At 65.6% G+C, this 16,578-nt stretch carries 19 protein-coding genes; 14 read left to right on the plus strand and 5 right to left on the minus strand.

The genetic code is table 11. The features are described from left to right. The first annotated feature begins 38 nt into the window (after positions 1-38). The 4 genes from H0485_RS04105 to H0485_RS04120 all read left to right on the plus strand — a co-directional run bounded on the left by H0485_RS04105 (position 39) and on the right by H0485_RS04120 (position 4,120). Positions 39-1,064 carry an ABC transporter substrate-binding protein gene (locus tag H0485_RS04105; protein WP_226934095.1) on the plus strand — a complete coding sequence of 342 codons (1,026 nt, stop codon included), beginning with the start codon at positions 39-41 and terminating at the stop codon, positions 1,062-1,064. Positions 1,065-1,154: 90 nt separating this feature from the next. Next, entirely contained in the window at positions 1,155-2,825 is a 1,671-nt protein-coding gene (locus tag H0485_RS04110) for an amidohydrolase (protein ID WP_226934096.1), read from the plus strand. Between the two features lie 196 nt (positions 2,826-3,021). Further along, positions 3,022-3,345: an antifreeze protein gene (locus H0485_RS04115; RefSeq protein ID WP_226934097.1), complete on the plus strand. Its 324-nt coding sequence runs from the start codon at positions 3,022-3,024 to the stop codon at positions 3,343-3,345. Positions 3,346-3,385: 40 nt separating this feature from the next. Next, positions 3,386-4,120, plus strand: coding sequence for an SDR family oxidoreductase (locus tag H0485_RS04120; protein WP_226934098.1), 735 nt, complete (start codon positions 3,386-3,388; stop codon positions 4,118-4,120). 27 nt (positions 4,121-4,147) lie between these two features. Here the strand turns inward: H0485_RS04120 and pqqE are convergent, their stop codons facing one another. From pqqE to pqqA, 5 genes are read right to left on the minus strand one after another with little or no spacing between them, the layout of a single operon-like run. Beyond that, positions 4,148-5,278, minus strand: coding sequence for a pyrroloquinoline quinone biosynthesis protein PqqE (pqqE, locus tag H0485_RS04125; RefSeq protein ID WP_226934099.1), 1,131 nt, complete (start codon positions 5,276-5,278; stop codon positions 4,148-4,150). Then, positions 5,275-5,547 carry a pyrroloquinoline quinone biosynthesis peptide chaperone PqqD gene (gene pqqD, locus H0485_RS04130; RefSeq protein WP_226934100.1) on the minus strand — a complete coding sequence of 91 codons (273 nt, stop codon included), beginning with the start codon at positions 5,545-5,547 and terminating at the stop codon, positions 5,275-5,277. Before pqqD ends, pqqE begins: the two co-directional genes overlap by 4 nt. Continuing rightward, positions 5,547-6,302 (minus strand): pyrroloquinoline-quinone synthase PqqC, encoded by a 756-nt coding sequence (gene pqqC / locus H0485_RS04135; protein WP_435531473.1) that lies wholly within the window; start codon positions 6,300-6,302, stop codon positions 5,547-5,549. The genes pqqD and pqqC overlap by 1 nt, the downstream gene beginning before the upstream one ends. Continuing rightward, positions 6,299-7,183 carry a pyrroloquinoline quinone biosynthesis protein PqqB gene (gene pqqB / locus H0485_RS04140; RefSeq protein ID WP_226934101.1) on the minus strand — a complete coding sequence of 295 codons (885 nt, stop codon included), beginning with the start codon at positions 7,181-7,183 and terminating at the stop codon, positions 6,299-6,301. Before pqqB ends, pqqC begins: the two co-directional genes overlap by 4 nt. A 16-nt stretch (positions 7,184-7,199) precedes the next feature. Continuing rightward, a complete protein-coding gene (gene pqqA / locus H0485_RS04145; RefSeq protein WP_226934102.1) occupies positions 7,200-7,301 on the minus strand; it encodes a pyrroloquinoline quinone precursor peptide PqqA in 102 nt (33 codons plus the stop codon). A gap of 505 nt (positions 7,302-7,806) precedes the next feature. Between pqqA and H0485_RS04150 the strand changes: the two genes are divergently transcribed. The 10 genes from H0485_RS04150 (at position 7,807) to fghA (ending at position 16,551) form a co-directional block, all read left to right on the plus strand. Further along, the gene (locus H0485_RS04150) at positions 7,807-8,751 is read left to right on the plus strand and encodes an AAA family ATPase (protein ID WP_226934295.1); all 945 of its coding nucleotides are present in this window, start codon (positions 7,807-7,809) and stop codon (positions 8,749-8,751) included. Then, on the plus strand, positions 8,735-9,670 hold the full coding sequence (locus H0485_RS04155) for a DUF58 domain-containing protein (protein WP_226934103.1): 936 nt from the start codon (positions 8,735-8,737) through the stop codon (positions 9,668-9,670). Before H0485_RS04150 ends, H0485_RS04155 begins: the two co-directional genes overlap by 17 nt. Beyond that, positions 9,667-10,032 carry a hypothetical protein gene (locus H0485_RS04160; RefSeq protein WP_226934104.1) on the plus strand — a complete coding sequence of 122 codons (366 nt, stop codon included), beginning with the start codon at positions 9,667-9,669 and terminating at the stop codon, positions 10,030-10,032. The genes H0485_RS04155 and H0485_RS04160 overlap by 4 nt, the downstream gene beginning before the upstream one ends. Further along, complete coding sequence (locus H0485_RS04165; RefSeq protein WP_226934105.1) at positions 10,029-10,991, plus strand: VWA domain-containing protein; 963 nt, start codon at positions 10,029-10,031, stop codon at positions 10,989-10,991. Before H0485_RS04160 ends, H0485_RS04165 begins: the two co-directional genes overlap by 4 nt. Then, positions 10,988-11,938, plus strand: coding sequence for a VWA domain-containing protein (locus H0485_RS04170; RefSeq protein WP_226934106.1), 951 nt, complete (start codon positions 10,988-10,990; stop codon positions 11,936-11,938). The genes H0485_RS04165 and H0485_RS04170 overlap by 4 nt, the downstream gene beginning before the upstream one ends. Continuing rightward, positions 11,881-12,531 carry a hypothetical protein gene (locus tag H0485_RS04175; protein WP_226934107.1) on the plus strand — a complete coding sequence of 217 codons (651 nt, stop codon included), beginning with the start codon at positions 11,881-11,883 and terminating at the stop codon, positions 12,529-12,531. The genes H0485_RS04170 and H0485_RS04175 overlap by 58 nt, the downstream gene beginning before the upstream one ends. Before the next feature lie 20 nt (positions 12,532-12,551). Next, positions 12,552-13,676: a hypothetical protein gene (locus H0485_RS04180; RefSeq protein WP_226934108.1), complete on the plus strand. Its 1,125-nt coding sequence runs from the start codon at positions 12,552-12,554 to the stop codon at positions 13,674-13,676. Between the two features lie 96 nt (positions 13,677-13,772). Beyond that, the gene (gfa, locus tag H0485_RS04185; protein WP_226934109.1) at positions 13,773-14,354 is read left to right on the plus strand and encodes an S-(hydroxymethyl)glutathione synthase; all 582 of its coding nucleotides are present in this window, start codon (positions 13,773-13,775) and stop codon (positions 14,352-14,354) included. Positions 14,355-14,464: 110 nt separating this feature from the next. Continuing rightward, the gene (locus H0485_RS04190; RefSeq protein WP_226934110.1) at positions 14,465-15,595 is read left to right on the plus strand and encodes an S-(hydroxymethyl)glutathione dehydrogenase/class III alcohol dehydrogenase; all 1,131 of its coding nucleotides are present in this window, start codon (positions 14,465-14,467) and stop codon (positions 15,593-15,595) included. A 125-nt stretch (positions 15,596-15,720) separates the two neighbouring features. Further along, on the plus strand, positions 15,721-16,551 hold the full coding sequence (gene fghA / locus H0485_RS04195) for an S-formylglutathione hydrolase (protein WP_226934111.1): 831 nt from the start codon (positions 15,721-15,723) through the stop codon (positions 16,549-16,551). Positions 16,552-16,578 lie beyond the last annotated feature (27 nt).

Consider the following 16,578-nt stretch of genomic DNA (forward strand, 5'->3'; position numbering starts at 1 on the left):
CCTCACAGGCCCGCAGAACTTCTCACAGGGAGATGAAGATGAAGAAACTACTGACCACGGTGGCGCTGCTCTGCGCTGCCCCCTCGCTGGCAGCGGCCGAAGGGGTGCTGCAATTCTATAACTGGGGCGATTACACCAACCCCGAACTGCTGAAAAAGTTCGAGGCCGAGACCGGCATCAAGGTGACCGTCACCGATTACGACAGCAATGACACCGCGCTGGCCAAGATCCGCGCCGGTGGCCATGGCTTTGACATGGTGGTGCCTTCGGCCAACTATATGCCGATCTTCATCGATGAGGGGCTGGTGGTTGAGCTTGACCAGTCGAAACTGTCGAATTTCGGCAATATCGCCCCGGAATGGCGCGATGTCTCCTGGGATCCGGGCCGCAAATTCTCGATCCCCTGGCAATGGGGCTCGACCGGCATGGTGGTCGATACCGATATCTATAAAGGCGATATCAACACTTCGGCGATCTTCCTTGATGTGCCGGAAGAGCTGAAGGGCAAGATCAACGTCACGCCCGAGATGAATGATATCGTCAATATGGCGGTCTGGTATTTCGGCGGCGAGACCTGCTCGGAAGATCCGGCGGTGCTGAAACAGGCGCGCGATGCGCTGATCGCGGCCAAGCCTGACTGGGTGGCGATGGATTATGGCATGACCGAGCGCATGTCGAACCGCGAATGGGGCGCTTCGGTCTACTGGAACGGCGCGGCGCTGCGCTCGCGCATCAACGTACCCTCGATCGCTTACGGCTATCCGAAAGAGGGCTATCCCCTGTTCATGGATTCGGTGACGATCCTGAAAGATGCCAAGAATGTCGAAGAGGCCTATAAATTCCTCGACTTCATCATGCAGCCCGAGAATGCGGCGATGATCTCGGCCTTTGCCCGCTACGGCAACGGGATCTCGGGTTCGGCAGAATTCATGCCCGATGACATGAAAGACGCGCCCGAAGTGGTGATCCCGGAAGAGCATAAAGCCGCCGGTCACTTCCTCGAACTCTGCTCGCCCAAGGCCCAGGAATATATCACCGCGATCTGGACCGAGCTGATGAAATAAACCCGGAGCCGGGGACCGATCCCCGGGCTTTGGACTAAGAGCCGGGCGGCCTGCAACGGGCCGCCCTTTGCGCGACAGGGGATATTCGCCGTGACTGCAGATCTGATCATCACCAATGCCAAAATCCTGACCATGGATCCGGCCAATCCCAGGGCCGAGGCGCTGGCACTCGGGGCAGGGCGCATCATTGCGGTTGGCACGGCGGGGGATGTGCTGGCACGCCGGGGCGCGGCGACCAAAGTGGTGGATGCGAAGGGGCGGATGCTGCTGCCGGGCTTTTTTGAGAGCCATCTGCATATCGGCCTCGGCGGGGCCGAACTCGATGATCTGCAGCTGACCCATGTCGAGGGGATGGAGGGGCTGCGCGAGGCTTTCCTCGGCTTTGCCGCCGCCAGTCCCGACCGGGCTTTGCTGATGGCGCAGGGCGCGCATTATGGCTTCCTGCGCGAGGGTGAGCCGGCGCGGCTGCAGCTTGATCAGATCATTGCCGACCGCCCGATCGCCATGACCTCGCATGATCACCATACGGTCTGGGCCAATACCAGAGCGCTCGAGCTGGCGGGGATCCTGAATGGCCTCGAAACCCCGCCCGGCCATGAGGTGGTGATGGGCGAGGACGGGCTGGCCACGGGCGAGCTGCTGGAATTTGAGGCCTTTGGCCCGGTGGTGGCTCTGGGTGGTTTGCAGCGGATGAACCTTGGTATTGCCACCGGCGGCGAGCCGGAGGGCGAGGTCAGCCAGGCTGAGCGCGATGCCGATAAAGCCTGTTTTGAGCGCGGATTGCAGCATTGCGCCCGCCATGGCATCACCTCGATGGTGACGATGGATGGCAATCGCTACACGCTGGAATGTCTGGCCGAACTGCGCGATGAGGGCCGGCTGCTGGCGCGGGTGAAAGTGCCGTTCCATTTCAAGCCGCATATGGGTCATGCCGATCTCGACCGCGCCGAGGAGATGAGCCGCAGTTTCAATGATGAATGGCTGTCCTCGGGCTTTGTGAAAATGTTCATGGACGGGGTGATGGACAGCGGCACCGCCTATATGCTGCAGCCCTATCCGACCTTCGGCCATACATCGGTGCCTTTGTTCCCGCCTGCAGTGTTCAACCCGCTCGCCAGCGAGATTGACCGGCGCGGGCTGCAGATCGCGGTTCATGCCATCGGTGACGGCGCGGTACGCACGGTGATCGACGGCTATGAGACCGCCCGGGTGCAGAATGGCAAACGCGACGCACGTCACCGTATTGAGCATATCGAGCTGATCGATCCCGAGGATGCGCCGCGTCTGGCGGCGCTGGGCATCACCGCCAGCCTGCAGCCCTCGCATCCGCCGGGCGCGATGGATTTCGGCCTTGAGCCGACCCTGACCAATATCGGAGCGGCGCGCTGGAAGGATGCCTATCGCCACAGGAGCCTTGCCGATCTGGGCGTGCATATCGCCTATGCTTCGGACTGGCCGGTGACCGATGTCTCGGTGATGCGCTCGCTCCAGGCAGTGCTGACCCGCAAAGCCTATAGTGCGGATTGCGCTGATGAGCGGCTGAGCCTTGAGCAAAGCCTCTTTGCTTATACGGCGGGCGGGGCCTGGGCGGCGCATGCCGATCATATCTGCGGCCGGCTGATGCCGGGCCTTGCCGCTGATCTGGTGCTGCTGAATGCTGATCTCGAGGCCGTCGAAGCCGATCAGATCGGCTCGGTCGATGTGGCGCTGACCATCTGCGGTGGCCGGGTGACTTATGCCGCCCCGGGCGAGGCGATCTGAGCCCGGACTGATCCAGGGCTGAATCTGGCCAGGATCTGGCCAGGACCGCCGCCTGAGGCAGTTCTGCTCCGGGTGACGGCATTTCCCTGGTGATTTGCGCAAAGCCTGGCTTGCGGCTGGAAATCCTGCGCCTAAGCTGCAGCTTTGATGATCCGGTGCCAGGGGCGCGCGGGGTCGGGGGTAAGAGGCAGGACCGATGTTTCCCTTTGCAACAGCGCTGAAACCCGATGAAATGCTGCGGCTTGGCCTGCAGAGCACGGTCCTGCTGGCCGAGGCCCAGGCGGTGATGGCGATGCGGCTGTTTGGCATGATCGGCCTCTGGCCGCTTGGCCCGGGGGAAGAGGCGCGGATGGTCAGTGAAAAGCTGCGCGCGCTGCAGGAATCCCAGGCGGCGGCGCTGAAGGCGGTCATGCGCGGCGCCTCGCCGCTGGGCGTGGCCGAGGCGGCGTTAAAGCCGGTCGGGCGGCGCACCAGAGCCAATGCCAGGCGGCTGGCAAAACCGGGCAAGCTGCCCCGCTGAGCGGGGCCGGGCAGAAGATGAGACAGGAGCGAGAGCGACAATGAGAACGGCATTGATCACCGGGGCGGGGGCGGGCATTGGCCGCGCCACGGCGATTGCGCTCGCCGCCGATGGCTGGCGCCTGGCGCTGATGGGCCGCAAGGCGGCAAAGCTGGAAGAGACCGCCAGCGCCTGTGGCGGGGCGCTGGTGCTGCCCGGCGATGTCGGCATTGCCGAGGATGTCGAGCGGGTCTTTGCCCGGCTGGCGGCTGAATGGGGCCGGCTCGATCTGTTGTTCAATAATGCCGGGATCTTTCTGCCCGCCGCGCCGATTGATGAGATCGATGTCGAGGCCTGGCTGGATCTGTCGCGCACCAATATCACCGGCATGGTGCTCTGCGCCCGCGCCGCCTTTGGCCTGATGCGGCGTCAGCAGCCCCAGGGCGGGCGGATCATCAATAATGGCTCGGTCTCGGCCCATGCGCCGCGCCCCGGCTCGGCCCCCTATACCATTTCCAAACATGCGGTGACCGGGCTGACGAAAAGCCTGGCCCTCGACGGGCGGCGCTTTGGCATTTCCTGCGGCCAGATCGATATTGGCAATGCCGTCACCGATATGGCGGCGGGCTTTGCCGATGGGATGGAACAGGCCGATGGCAGCTTCCGGCCCGAGCCGATGATGGATGTGGGGCATGTGGCGCGCACGGTGGCGCATATGGCCGCGATGCCGGGCGATGTGAATATGCCCTTCGTCTCGATTATGGCGCGCGATATGCCCTGGCTCGGGCGGGGCTGAGGCGTCCCGCCCGCTCAGCGCGGCCGCTTACCCGGCCGTGTCGCGCTCTGGCTTTGGCATCCGGCGATAGTCAAAATCGGGGGCTTCGGCAGCGGTTTCGGCAAGGATCAGCGCATCGAGTTTCGCGCGGTGCGGCGACTTGCGGCAGACCGGATCGGTGGCGCCGGGATCGCCGGCAATCGCCATGGCCTGGCAGCGGCAGCCGCCATAATCAATCCCGACCCGCTCGCAGGAGCGGCACAGATCGGGCAGCCAGTCGGTGCCGCGATAGGCATTAAAGGCCGGGCCCTGCCAGATTTCCGCGAGGCTGTGCCCGGCGACATTCCAGAAGTCCAGCCCGGGGATGATCTCGGCGGCATGGCAGGGCAGAACCTTGCCCTCGGGGTTGATATTAAGGCCGGTTGAACCCCAGCCATTCATGCAGGCCTTTGGGAAATCAGCGAAATAATCGGGTGGCACGAAATCAATCGCCAGCGTCCCGGCATATTCCGCCCGCGCTTTTGACACCTCGGCCTTGGCCATTTCAACCTGCTCGCGCGTGGGCTGCAGCGCGGCGCGGTTCTTCAGCGCCCAGCCCTGAAACTGCACGCAGGCCACCTCGATCCGCCTGGCCCCGAGCTTTGCCGCCAAAGCAAAGCTTTCGGGCAGATCGTCGAGATTATGGCGATGCATCACCGCATTGATGGTCAGCGGCAAGCCCAGTTCGCGGATCGCATCGGCCAGCAGCATCTTGCGTGCGAAACCGCCCTGATAGCCGCCGATATGATCGGCCACATCGGCGCGCACGCCCTGCAAAGACAGCTGGATATGGTCGAGCCCGGCCGCATCCAGCTCGGCCAGCCGCGCGGGCGTCAGGCCAATCCCCGAGGTGATCAGATTGGTGTAAAGCCCGGCCTCACGCGCGGCACGCACCAGCGCCACCAGATCGGGGCGGGAGGCAGGCTCGCCCCCCGAAAGATGCAGCTGCAATACACCCAGACCGGCGGCCTCGCGGAACACTCTCGCCCAGGTCTCGGTGGAAAGCTCGGCCTCGCGCCGGGTCAGCTGTAAGGGGTTCGAGCAATAGGGGCAGGCCAGCGGGCAGCGATGCGTCAGCTCGGCCAGCATGGCAATCGGCGGGGCCTGAGGCGGGCGGGCAGGGCGCGAGGGCGCATTCATATCAGATCCACCAGCCGGCGTGCCGCCAGCCCCTCCAGAAATTCGCGCATATCGGCGGCAATCTCATCCGGACTGGCATCAAACCGCTGGCCCAGTTCGGCGGCGATTTCGGCGATGGACCGTTTGCCGTCGATCTCGCCCAGCACAATCTCGCCGATCGGATCGAGGATCAGCGCCACTTCCGGCCCGAGCAGCACCGGGCAGTTGCGCACTCTATCCTGATGCAGCCGCACGCCGCGCGGCAGGGCCGGGCGGGCAGAGGCTTCCATCACAGCAATCCCTCACCCGGCTGCCAGCCCCCCGGCGGGATGCGGCCCGGTTCGACATAGGCGCCCCAGAGCGCATCAAGCTGGGCCCAGAGCACCTCGGTCTTAAAGGTCAGCGCCCGCAGCGCCATCTCTTCCTCATGCGGCAGCCGGGCATTTTCCAGCACCCAGGCAAGACCGAAAGCCACGTCTTTAGGGGCCTCGCTCAGGCGATGCTGGAAATAGGCAATGGTCTCGGGCCGGGCGAAATCGTAATGTTTCAAAAGACCTGCAATGCGTTGCTCATGTATCGCCGGCGCGAAAAGCTCGGTCAGCGATGAGGCGACGGCAGCGAGCAGCGGCTCTTCCCGCACATAGCGCACATAGGCATCGACGGCGAAACGGGTGGCGGGCAGCACGCCGCGCCCCGAGGCGACATAATCGGGGTCGAGCCCCACGCCCTCGGCCAGTTTCAGCCAGCGCATAATGCCGCCCGCGCGATCTGCGGTGCCATCATGATCCTCAATGCGCGAGCGCCAGGCCCGGCGCAAAGCGCTGTCCTCGACCCGTGACATGAAGGCGGCATCCTTCATCGGAATGCGCGACTGGTAATACCAGCGGTTCACCACCCAGGCCCGCACCTGATCAATCGAGCAGCCGCCCGAATGCAGCAGATGATGGAACGGGTGTTTGTCGTGATAACGCTCGGCCCCGATCTGACGCAGCCGCGCCTCGAGCCCGGGATTGGCACTGCTCTGCGAGGGGGTCAGATCGTTCACAGCCGGATCTCCATTCCGTCGGCGGCAAGGCCCCAGCCCGCGGCGGCAAGTGCCTGGGCTTCGGGGCTTTCGGGATTCAGCACCGGGTTGGTGTTATTGATATGAATAAACAGACGCTTCGCGATCTTGCTGCGGGCGAGGGCGGTGATCGTGCCGTTTTCGCCGCTCATTGCCATATGGCCCATCCGGGCGCCGGTTTTCTGGCCGGTGCCGCTGCGTGCCATGTCATCATTGGCCCAGACCGTGCCGTCAAACAGCAAGAGATCGGCCCCTTCGATGCGGGCGATGATCTCAGGCGTCAGCGCGGCGCAGCCCGGGATATAAAGGCAGCGCCGGCCATTGGCCCGGATCTCCAGCCCGACGGTCTGCTCGCCGATCAGCTGCGTGTCAGGCTCGCCTTCCTCCAGAAACAAAGCCACCTTGCCCGGCACTGCGAAAGCGGTGATCTCCAGCCCTGGAGCGGCGCTGAAAGCGGCCTCAAGCGCGATGGTTTCGCGGCGCACGCAATCGGGATCGAGCACCCGGAATACCGGCTGATCCAGCACCTCAAAGATCGCCGGAGTGGCAAAGAGCGTGAAGGGCGATTTTTCGCGCAGCACCAGCAGCCCGGCGATATGGTCGACATCGCCATTGGTGATGACCACCGAGCGCAGCGGGCTTTCGCGCAGACTGGCCGGATGCAGGCCCGAGCGCATCAGCTGATCGCGGATATCGGGCGAGGCATTGAGCACCACCCAGTCACTGCCATTGGCCGAGACCGCCACCGAAGACTGGCTCATCGGGGCAATCACGCCCTGGCGCGCGGCCTGGCAATTGGGGCAGCCGCAATTCCATTGGGGCAAACCGCCGCCGGCGGCTGCCCCAAGAATCCTGACATGCATAGGCTGTCTGTCAGGCTCAGATCACGCGGCGGGTATCGCTGTCATCTTCAGCGGGACCATACATATTGATTTCCATGCCGCACTTCACTTCACGGGCTTTCGGCTTAGACCAGGACATATGCATTCCTCCTTTGCACAGTGCAGTAGTGGGAAAAGACTGGTCCCAACCGCCCCGGGCGTCAATACAACTTTGGTGCTAGATGCCGCCCGCGCCGGAGAGGATTCGCGCCAGGCGGGTGAGAGTGTCCTGGATTCAACCCTTTGCCGGGCTGTGCATGCAAACGGGCGCTGAAAATAAGTGAAACATAAGGCGAACTCTTTGCCTTTACGGGCGGTTAACGGCCGGAGTCTGGCGCCAAACCGTGCCCGGCCTGCTGCATAATCGCCGCCCGGAGCCGGCTGAAAGCGCGTTTTTGTCATCCGAAAGTCTGACCGGAACGGGAGAATGCGGCACTGGCAAGGGAATAATTTCCCTGTAGGCTCAGGCCTCAGCACCCTGATCGGGGAGGTGAGAGGTGAGTGGAATTCTCAAGCGCGCAGAGGCCGGCAGCGGCGCCGGAGCCCCGGCTGCGGCCTGGCCTCGGGCGGGACATCCCGCCCCGGATCCGGGATTTGCCGATGTTATGGCGCCGGTGATCGCTCTGTCCGGGGCGGTGGCGCGCGGGCTGATCGGCCATGAGATTCTGGTCAGCCGGCTGATGATCGCGCTGCTCGCAGGCGGGCATGTGCTGATCGAGGGACCGCCTGGTCTTGCCAAGACCCGGGCGGTCAAGCGCCTTGCCGCCTCGCTTTCGGGCGGCTTTGCCCGGATCCAGTGCACCCCTGATCTGATGCCCGCCGATATCACCGGCACCCAGGTCTTCCGCCCGGCGAGCGGCAGTTTCGACTTTCTTGAGGGGCCTTTGTTCCATCAGCTGGTGCTGGTCGATGAGATCAACCGCGCCCCGCCCAAAGTGCAGTCGGCTTTGCTCGAGGCCATGGCCGAGGGCCAGGTGACCGCAGGCGGGGCGACGCGGATCCTGCCCGATCCTTTCATGGTGGTGGCGACCCAGAATTCGATCGAGCATGAGGGCACTTTCCCCTTGCCCGAGGCGCAGCTCGACCGCTTTTTGCTGCATGTGGCTTTGCAGCTGCCCGGGGCGGCAGAGGAGCGCGCCATTCTCGATCTGGTCGAGGCCGAGGGCCAGGCCCCGCCGGCCGCGCCCGAGCTGCAGCTGCCGCCCGAAGCGATCCGCGCGGCGCGGGCGGCGGTGGCAAAGGTCTGGCTGGCCCCGGCGCTGAAAGATTACATCGTCCGCCTGGTGATGGCGACGCGCGACACGGCGGGCGGGCCGCTGGAGGGGCTGGTCGATCATGCGGTCTCGCCGCGCGGCAGCCTGGCGCTGGCGGCAGCGGTACGGGCGCGGGCGGCTCTGGCCGGGCGCGATCACGGCCTGCCCGAGGATGTGACGGCGCTGGCCGTCGACAGTTTGTCGCACCGGCTGATCCCGGGCTGGCGCGCCACTTCCGAAGGGCTGAGCGCGCGCGCGCTGATCGGGCGGCTGCTGGATCATGTTTCGCCCTGGTAGGCCCGCAGCGCGGGAAGGCAGCGCCCGCAGTGACGCCGATCCCGGCCGGGTCAGCGCGGCCGGGCTGATGGCGCTTGCGGCTCAGCCGCCCGGCCCGGCGCGTGAGGCCCCGGCTCTGGCCGAACGGCCCGGCTCGGTGGCGACGCGGCGGCGCGGCCAGGGCCATGAGATCCGCGAGATCCGCCCCTATGTCGAGGGCGATGATGCCCGCCATCTCGATGCCGCCGCCTCGGCCCGCACCGGCAGCCCGCAGCTGCGCTCATTTCATGAGGACCGCGAGCGCAGCCTGATGCTGATCGCCGATTTCCGCCGCCCGATGCTCTGGGGTACCAGGGGGGCTTTACGCTCGGTGGTGGCGGCGCGGGGGCTGGCGCTGGCGGGCTGGGCGGCTTTGCGCGAAAATGGCTCGGTCGGGGTGATCGTGCTGACCGAGGAGGGGCCCGATCACCAGCCGCCGCGGCCGCGTGAGCGCGGCATGGCGCTGGTCTCGGCCTGTCTTGCGCGGGCGCATGAGCGCGCCCTTGCCCTCGCGGCCAGCCAGGGTGAGGCAGTGCCGCCGCGCTGCCTCGGGGCAGAGCTGATGCAGATCACCGCCCGGGTGCCGCGCGGCGCGGCCATCCTGCTTGCCACCGGGCTCGATCTGCCGGGCGAGGGCTGTGATGCGGCGCTGGTCGGGCTGGCGCAGCGCGGATTGCTGCGCCTGGCTTTGGTCGAGGATGCCTTTGAGCGCGCCCCGCCCGCCACAGCCCTGCCGCTGCGCGAGGGGGATCGGCGCTTCTATGCCGGATTTCAGGGGCTGAGCAGCCTGCGTGCGGCGCGGGCGGCACAGCTGCAGCAGCTGCTGGCGGGCCATGGCGCCAGTATCATACCGATGACCGCCGGGGCCACCGGGCTTGGCGCCAGCGGGGCCGGTTTATGAGCGAGCCTGTCGATCCGGGCCTGCTGGCCGCACTGCATCCGCCGCGCCTGCCCGAGGCTTTCGCCGCGCTCAGCGCTGCGGATCTGGCCAGCATGGCCGGGATTGGTCTGTGCCTCGCCGCGCTGATCCTGACCCTGCTCGCGCCGGTGCTGCGCCGCCGCCCGGCCCGGGCCAGCTGGCGCCAGATGATCCGTACTGCCCGGGCGCTGCCCGAGGCTGAACAGCTGCTTGAACTGGCGCGGCTGGCAAAACAGCGCGGTATTGCACTCTCGCCCGAAGAGCAGCGCGGTCTTTATGACGGCAGCCTCGCGGCGGCACAGCTCGAGGCCCGGCTGATGCGCGGCAGAAGGGGGCGGGGATGATCAGCTTTGCCTTTCTGCCCGCGCTTTTGCTGCTGCCGCTGCCGCTGGTGATGCTTTTGCTGCCGCCCCGCGCAGCCGCCGAGGGAGCGATGCGCCTGCCCGAAGCCATTGCGCTCAGCGCCCGGCCGGCGGCCGCGCCGGGGCAATCACTGGGCCTGATCGCTTTCTGGCTGGGCTGGGCCTTGCTCTGCCTCGCCCTCGCTGGCCCGCAAAGCATCGCGCTTTACCCCGACCGCTCGGCCTCGGGCCGCGATATTCTGATCGCGCTGGATATGTCGGGCAGTATGGAAACCGAGGATTTTGCCCTGGATGGCCAGACCGTCACCCGGCTGGCGGCGGTGAAACGGGTGGCCGAAAGCTTTATCCGCGCCCGTCGCGGTGACCGGATGGGGCTGATCCTGTTTGCCGATCACGCCTATGTCGCAGCGCCGCTGACCCATGATCTCGAGGCGGTGGCGCGTGGCCTTGGCGAGGCGCAGATCGGCATTGCCGGGCGCTCGACCAATCTCTCGGGCGGGCTGGGCCTCGCGATCAAACGCATGCAGGCCAGCACCGCCACCTCAAAAGCCATCATCCTGCTTTCCGACGGGCGCGATACCGCAGGCCGGGTCGATCTGGGCGAGGTGGCGCGGCTTGGCGCCGGGCTGGGGCTGAAAATCTACACTGTTGCGCTCGGCCCCGAGGATCTCGAAAGCCGCCCCGCGGCGCGCGATGCCGTGGATCTGGCGGCTTTGCGCTCTATTGCCGAAGGCTCGGGCGGCGAGGTGTTCCGGGTGCGCAGCCTCGAGGATCTGCAGGCCATGGCGGCTGAGATGGACCGGCTTGAGCCAAATCCCTCCTCCCGCCCGCCGGTGGCCGAAGCGCAGACACTCTGGCCCTGGCCGGCGGCGCTGGCGCTGTTATGCCTGATCGCGGGCGGGCTGGCACCGCTGGCGGCGCGGGCCGAGGGCGGCAGATGAGCGGCCCGCTGCTCTATGGCGAGCTGGCCTTGCTGCGCCCGCTCTGGCTGCTGGCCTTGCTGCCGCTGATCGCGGCGCTGCTCTGGCGGCTGCGCGCAGGCGGGAGCCGGGGCTGGGCGGCGGTGGTCGAGCCGGTGCTCTGGCCGGTGCTGACCCGGCTTGGTCTGGTTGAGGGGGCGCGCCAGGATCCGGCCCGGCTTTTGCCCTTCCTTGCCGCCGCTCTGCTGGTGCTTGGCCTTGCCGGACCGGCGCGCGAAGCCCCGGGCAGTGCGGAATATGCGGCGCTGGATCCGCTGATCCTGGCCATGGATCTTTCGCCCTCGGTGGTGGCGGATACGGCGGTGCTGAATGAGGCGCGCGCCTCGGCTGCCCGCCTTGCCGGGCTGGCGGCGGGGCGTCCGGTCGGGGTGATGCTTTACGCCGCCGATGCCTATCTGGCGCTGGCCCCGACCAGCGATCCCCAGGGGCCGATCGAGCTGTTATCGGCGCTTGATGCCCGGACCATGCCGCTGACCGGCAGCCGCCCCGATATTGCCCTTGCCATGGCGCGCGATTTCTTTGACGCCTCGGCGCGCGGTGCCGATGGCAGCGGCGGGGCTGATCTGATCCTGATCAGCGATGGCGGCGGTGCCTCGGAGCGCGCCGCTGAGGAAGCCTCGCGGCTGAAAAACGAGGGCTACCGGATCTGGGGGCTGGAGCTGAGCCGCCAGGCCGATGGCGCGCCGGCCCCTCCGCCCGGGGCTTTTGCAAAAATTGCCAGTGCCGGTGGCGGCAGTGTCGCGCCGGCGCTGCAGGGCGAAGAGGCGCTGTTTGCCGAGATTGGCAGCGCGAGGCGGCTCAGACTGGCGGCGCGCGATGCGGGCGGGCTGATCTGGCAGGATTTCGGCCCATGGCTGCTTCTGCCCGCGCTGTTGCTGCTGCTGCCTTTGTTCAGGAGGCGGGCATGATCCGGCTGGTGCTTGCCGCGAGCGGCCTTGTGCTGATCGCAATCGGTGGTCTCGCCTCGCTGGCGAAACTGGCGCTGGTTCTGGGCCTGCCTGGCCTTGCCGCCACGCTGCTGAGCGATCCGGCGATCCGGGGCGTGGCGGCCTATCAGGCCGGGGATTTTCCCGCCGCCGATGACGCCTTCCGCACCGCCGGGCGCGGCTCGACCTATAACCGCGGCTTGTCACTGGCGATGACCGGCGATCTGGCGCTGTCGCGGGCCTATTTCGATGCCGTGCTTTTCGCCAATCCGGCCGACAGCCAGGCCCGCGACAATCGCAATACGGTGAATGCGCTGATCCCGCCGGTGATCGGAATTGGCAATGAAGCCGGGCGGATAGCGGCCAAAGCTATTGCAGAGGCCGGCGGCTCGCCGGTCGAGGCGACGATGCGGCTCGGGCGGCAGCTGGTGATGGGCGGGCGCAGCGCGGATGCGGCCTGGCTGGCAGGCCTGCCCGATGATGCGGGCGATTTCCTGCGGCTGCGGCTCGAGGCCGAGCATCAGCGACGGCTCTCGCTGGGGCTGACCGCGCCGGAGAAAGGGGATCCGTGGTGAGAAAGCTCTGCATCCCCCTGATGACACTGATTATTCTGACCCTTACCCTCGGCGCGACCCTGGCCCGGGCGGGCGTGGTCGAGGTGCCGGGTGGCGGGCTGATGCGGCTTGAGCTGGTGCTGGCGCCGGACCGGCCCCAGCCGGTGGTGGGCGAGATGGTCGTGGTGACGATCCGCGCGGTCTATGACCTTAAGATCGCCAATGAAAAGCTTGAAATCACAGCCGGATCCGGATTCGACTGGATCCAGATCAAACCCGATCACTGGCGCGAGGAACAGATCGATGGCCTGCCGCGCATCGTGATGGAGCGCGAGCTGGCGCTCTGGCCGAAAACCGCCGGGCTGTTGCAGTTTGGCCCGGTCAGCCACCGCCTGACCGTGATCGACCGCCAGAGCCAGCGCCAGGATATTGTGGTGACGGCGAAACCGCTCAGTCTGTCGGTGGGGGACTATCCGCCGCAACGGGGCTGGCATTTCACTGCCGGCGCGCTGGAGCTGAGCGAAGAGCTGGACGGCGATCCCGGCCATCTGGCCGATGGCCAGGTGCTGACCCGCAAGATCCGGCTGCGCGCGCTTGGCGCCTTGCCCGAACATCTGCCGCCCCGGCCTGTGGTGTCGGAAAACTGGCTGATCACCTTCGCGCCGCCGCCCGAGAAACAGCTGATCCTGACCGAAGCCGGGCCGGTGGCCGAGGTGCTCTGGACCTGGCAGTTCCGCCCCCATACCGGCGAGCCGGGGGTGCTGGAACCCGAGGAGATCCGGTTCTACAACAGTTCCACCCGCAAGCTGGATACGGTGGAAATACCAGCCTTACCATTGGCTTATGCGAGTTTCTTCACAGGTCAGGTGCCGATTGGCCAGATCCTGACCAGCCAGAAATTGCTGCTGGCCCTGGCAGCGCTTCTGGCGCTGAGCGCCGGGCTCGGTTTTGCCGCTGTCTGGCTCTTGCCGCCTTCGGGCCGGGCGGCCTGGGCGCGGCTCCGGGCGCGCTGGAACCCGGCTTTGCGCCGCGAACTCTGGCGGGCGCGGCGCGGCGGTGATCTTCTGGCCGAGCGGCGGCTCCTGGCGGCTATGGGGCTGAGCCAGGTGCGTCAGGCCCGGCTGGATCAGGCGATCTACCGCCGCCCCGGCGGCGACAGGGGCTGAGGCCTGGCCCTCCATCCTTTGGCTGAATTGCCGCTTCCTGTGCAAGAGCAGAGAGTAGAGCGCGATACAGGACCACGATGACAGGGAGGACGAGTCGTGACCTATGAGAATGTGAAAATTCACCCGCAGGTGGACGGGGGCGTGAAAAAGGGCAGCGCTTCCTTTGGCGGCGGCACTTTGTCGTGCAACTGCGCCAGCGACAAAGTCACCGTGAAAGTGGGCGCGCAGACCGCGCATAACCACGTCTGCGGCTGCACCAAATGCTGGAAGCCCGATGGCGCGGTCTTCAGCCAGGTGGCAGTTGTCGGCCGCGACGCGATCAGCGTCACCGCCAATGCCGGCAAGCTGAAAATCGTCAATGAGGCGGCGCCGATCCAGCGCTATGCCTGCACCGGCTGCGGCACCCATATGTATGGCCGGATCGAGAACAAAGAGCACCCGTTCTATGGGCTCGATTTTGTTCATACCGAACTGTCTTCGGAACAGGGCTGGTCCGAGCCGCAATTCGCCGCCTTCGTGTCTTCGGTGATCGAATCCGGCGTCGATCCTTCGCGTATGGAGGGTATCCGTGGCCGGCTGAAAGAGCTGGGGCTTGAGCCCTATGATGCGCTTTCGCCGCCGCTGATGGATGCGATTGCCACCCATGTGGCGAAGAAATCCGGCGCTTTGCCGGCCTGAAGCTGTTACCAAGGCGGCGCGCGGCCGGCATGTCCCGGTCCCGCGCGCCGAAATCTGCCTGCCGCCTCACGGCGCAGAGCGCGCTTATCCCGAGTTGAAGGAGATCCTCTATGCGCACCCGTGCCGCCGTGGCCGTTGCTGCCGGTAAACCGCTTGAAATTATGGAAGTGAACCTCGAAGGCCCGAAAAAGGGCGAGGTTCTGATTGAGATCAAAGCCACCGGCCTTTGCCATACCGATGAATTCACCCGCTCGGGTGCCGATCCGGAGGGGATTTTCCCCTGTATTCTGGGCCATGAGGGCGCAGGGGTGGTGATCGAGGTCGGCGAGGGGGTGACCACGCTGAAGCCGGGCGATCACGTCATCCCGCTCTATACCCCGGAATGCCGCGAATGCTATTCCTGCCTCTCGGGCAAGACCAATCTGTGCACCGCGATCCGCAATACCCAGGGCCAGGGCCTGATGCCCGATGGCACCACCCGGTTCTCGATGCTCGATGGCACGCCGATCTATCATTATATGGGCTGCTCGACCTTCGCCAATCACACCGTCATGCCCGAGATCGCGCTGGCCAAGGTCCGCGATGACGCGCCTTTCGATAAGATCTGCTATATCGGCTGCGGCGTCACCACCGGCATCGGCGCGGTGATCAATACCGCCGGGGTCGAGATCGGCTCGACGGCGGCGGTCTTTGGTCTGGGCGGCATCGGGCTGAACGTGATCCAGGGCCTGCGCATGGCCGGGGCCGATATGATCATCGGCGTCGATCTGAATGACGATAAGGCGGTGATGGCGAAGAAATTCGGCATGACGCATTTCGTCAATCCCTCGAAGATCGGGGGCTCGGTGGTGCAGGAAATCGTCAATCTGACCAAACGCGGCAATGATCATATCGGCGGGGTCGATTATTCGTTTGACGCGACCGGCAATGTCAAAGTGATGCGCGATGCGCTGGAATGCTCGCATCGTGGCTGGGGTGTCTCGGTGATCATCGGCGTGGCTCCGGCGGGGGCGGAGATCTCGACCCGTCCGTTCCAGCTGGTCACCGGCCGGCAGTGGAAAGGCACCGCTTTCGGCGGCGCCAAAGGCCGTCGCGATGTGCCGAAATTCGTCGACTGGTACATGGATGGCAAGATCGAGATCGATCCGATGATCACCCATCACCTGAAGCTCGAAGAGATCAACCATGGTTTCGATCTGATGCATGAGGGCAAATCGATCCGCGCCGTGGTCACCTTCTGAGCCACTCTCTCCCTGAACCTTGCCGGGGCCTTTGCGGGCCCCGGTTCTTTATGGCGGCCCGGGCCGGCGCGCGAGAGAGCGGCCCGGGCTTTGTCTTCTGAGCCGATGATAGCGGGGGTAGTGTGATGAAAACCGTTTCAGAGAATGAAAGCTTTGGCGGGGTGCAGGGGGTCTATTCCCATGCCTCCGAAGCCTGTGGCTGTGAGATGACCTTCGCGGTCTATCTGCCGCCCCAGGCGCAACAGGGCAAAGTGCCGGTTCTGTGGTATCTTTCGGGCCTGACCTGCACCCATGAGAATGCCATGGTCAAAGCCGGAGCCCAGGCCTGGGCCTCGCGCGAGGGGATTGCGCTGATCTTTCCCGATACCAGCCCGCGCGGCGAGGGAATCGCCAATGACGCGGCCTATGATCTGGGGCAGGGTGCAGGCTTTTATGTCGATGCAACCGAGGCGCCATGGGCGCCGCACTTCAACATGTGGCAATATGTCGTCCATGAACTTCCGGCGCTGATCTTCGATAATTTCCCGCTCGATCCGGCCCGCCAGGGCATCACCGGCCATTCGATGGGCGGGCATGGCGCGCTGACCATCGGCATGACCCATCCCGAGATTTACCGCTCGCTTTCGGCGATCTCTCCGATCGCCAATCCGGGGGCCAGCGACTGGGGCCGCAAGCAGTTTACCGCTTATCTGGGGGCAGATGAGGCGAAATGGCAGGCCCATGATGCAACCGTTCTGATGCGTGAGCGCGGCTATCCAGGAACGGTGATGATCGACCAGGGGGCGAAGGATCAGTTCCTCGATCTTTTGCGACCGGAGGCCCTGGCCGAGGCCGCTGCCGCCCGCCGCCAGCCCTTGAACTTTCGTCTGATTGCCGGTGCGGACCACAGCTATTTTTATGTTGCGGGCGTCATGGAAGAGCATATTCGTTTCCACGCGTCGCGGCTCCGGCCCTGACGTATGGCAGCCAGACACAGGAAACGG

This window comes from Pseudogemmobacter faecipullorum (assembly GCF_020539525.1).
In the GTDB taxonomy this organism is placed as follows: Bacteria; Pseudomonadota; Alphaproteobacteria; order Rhodobacterales; family Rhodobacteraceae; genus Pseudogemmobacter; species Pseudogemmobacter faecipullorum.

Bases quoted from the DNA above. Each gene is read 5' to 3' on its own strand.
- H0485_RS04105 (WP_226934095.1), top strand. From the start codon at position 39: ATGAAGAAACTACTGACCACGGTGGCGCTGCTCTGCGCTGCCCCCTCG.
- H0485_RS04115 (WP_226934097.1), top strand. From the start codon at position 3,022: ATGTTTCCCTTTGCAACAGCGCTGAAACCCGATGAAATGCTGCGGCTT.
- H0485_RS04120 (WP_226934098.1), top strand. From the start codon at position 3,386: ATGAGAACGGCATTGATCACCGGGGCGGGGGCGGGCATTGGCCGCGCC.
- pqqE (WP_226934099.1), bottom strand. From the start codon at position 5,278: ATGAATGCGCCCTCGCGCCCTGCCCGCCCGCCTCAGGCCCCGCCGATT.
- pqqD (WP_226934100.1), bottom strand. From the start codon at position 5,547: ATGGAAGCCTCTGCCCGCCCGGCCCTGCCGCGCGGCGTGCGGCTGCAT.
- pqqB (WP_226934101.1), bottom strand. From the start codon at position 7,183: ATGCATGTCAGGATTCTTGGGGCAGCCGCCGGCGGCGGTTTGCCCCAA.
- pqqA (WP_226934102.1), bottom strand. From the start codon at position 7,301: ATGTCCTGGTCTAAGCCGAAAGCCCGTGAAGTGAAGTGCGGCATGGAA.
- H0485_RS04150 (WP_226934295.1), top strand. From the start codon at position 7,807: ATGGCGCCGGTGATCGCTCTGTCCGGGGCGGTGGCGCGCGGGCTGATC.
- H0485_RS04155 (WP_226934103.1), top strand. From the start codon at position 8,735: ATGTTTCGCCCTGGTAGGCCCGCAGCGCGGGAAGGCAGCGCCCGCAGT.
- H0485_RS04160 (WP_226934104.1), top strand. From the start codon at position 9,667: ATGAGCGAGCCTGTCGATCCGGGCCTGCTGGCCGCACTGCATCCGCCG.
- H0485_RS04165 (WP_226934105.1), top strand. From the start codon at position 10,029: ATGATCAGCTTTGCCTTTCTGCCCGCGCTTTTGCTGCTGCCGCTGCCG.
- H0485_RS04170 (WP_226934106.1), top strand. From the start codon at position 10,988: ATGAGCGGCCCGCTGCTCTATGGCGAGCTGGCCTTGCTGCGCCCGCTC.
- H0485_RS04175 (WP_226934107.1), top strand. From the start codon at position 11,881: ATGGCTGCTTCTGCCCGCGCTGTTGCTGCTGCTGCCTTTGTTCAGGAG.
- H0485_RS04180 (WP_226934108.1), top strand. From the start codon at position 12,552: ATGACACTGATTATTCTGACCCTTACCCTCGGCGCGACCCTGGCCCGG.
- H0485_RS04190 (WP_226934110.1), top strand. From the start codon at position 14,465: ATGCGCACCCGTGCCGCCGTGGCCGTTGCTGCCGGTAAACCGCTTGAA.
- fghA (WP_226934111.1), top strand. From the start codon at position 15,721: ATGAAAACCGTTTCAGAGAATGAAAGCTTTGGCGGGGTGCAGGGGGTC.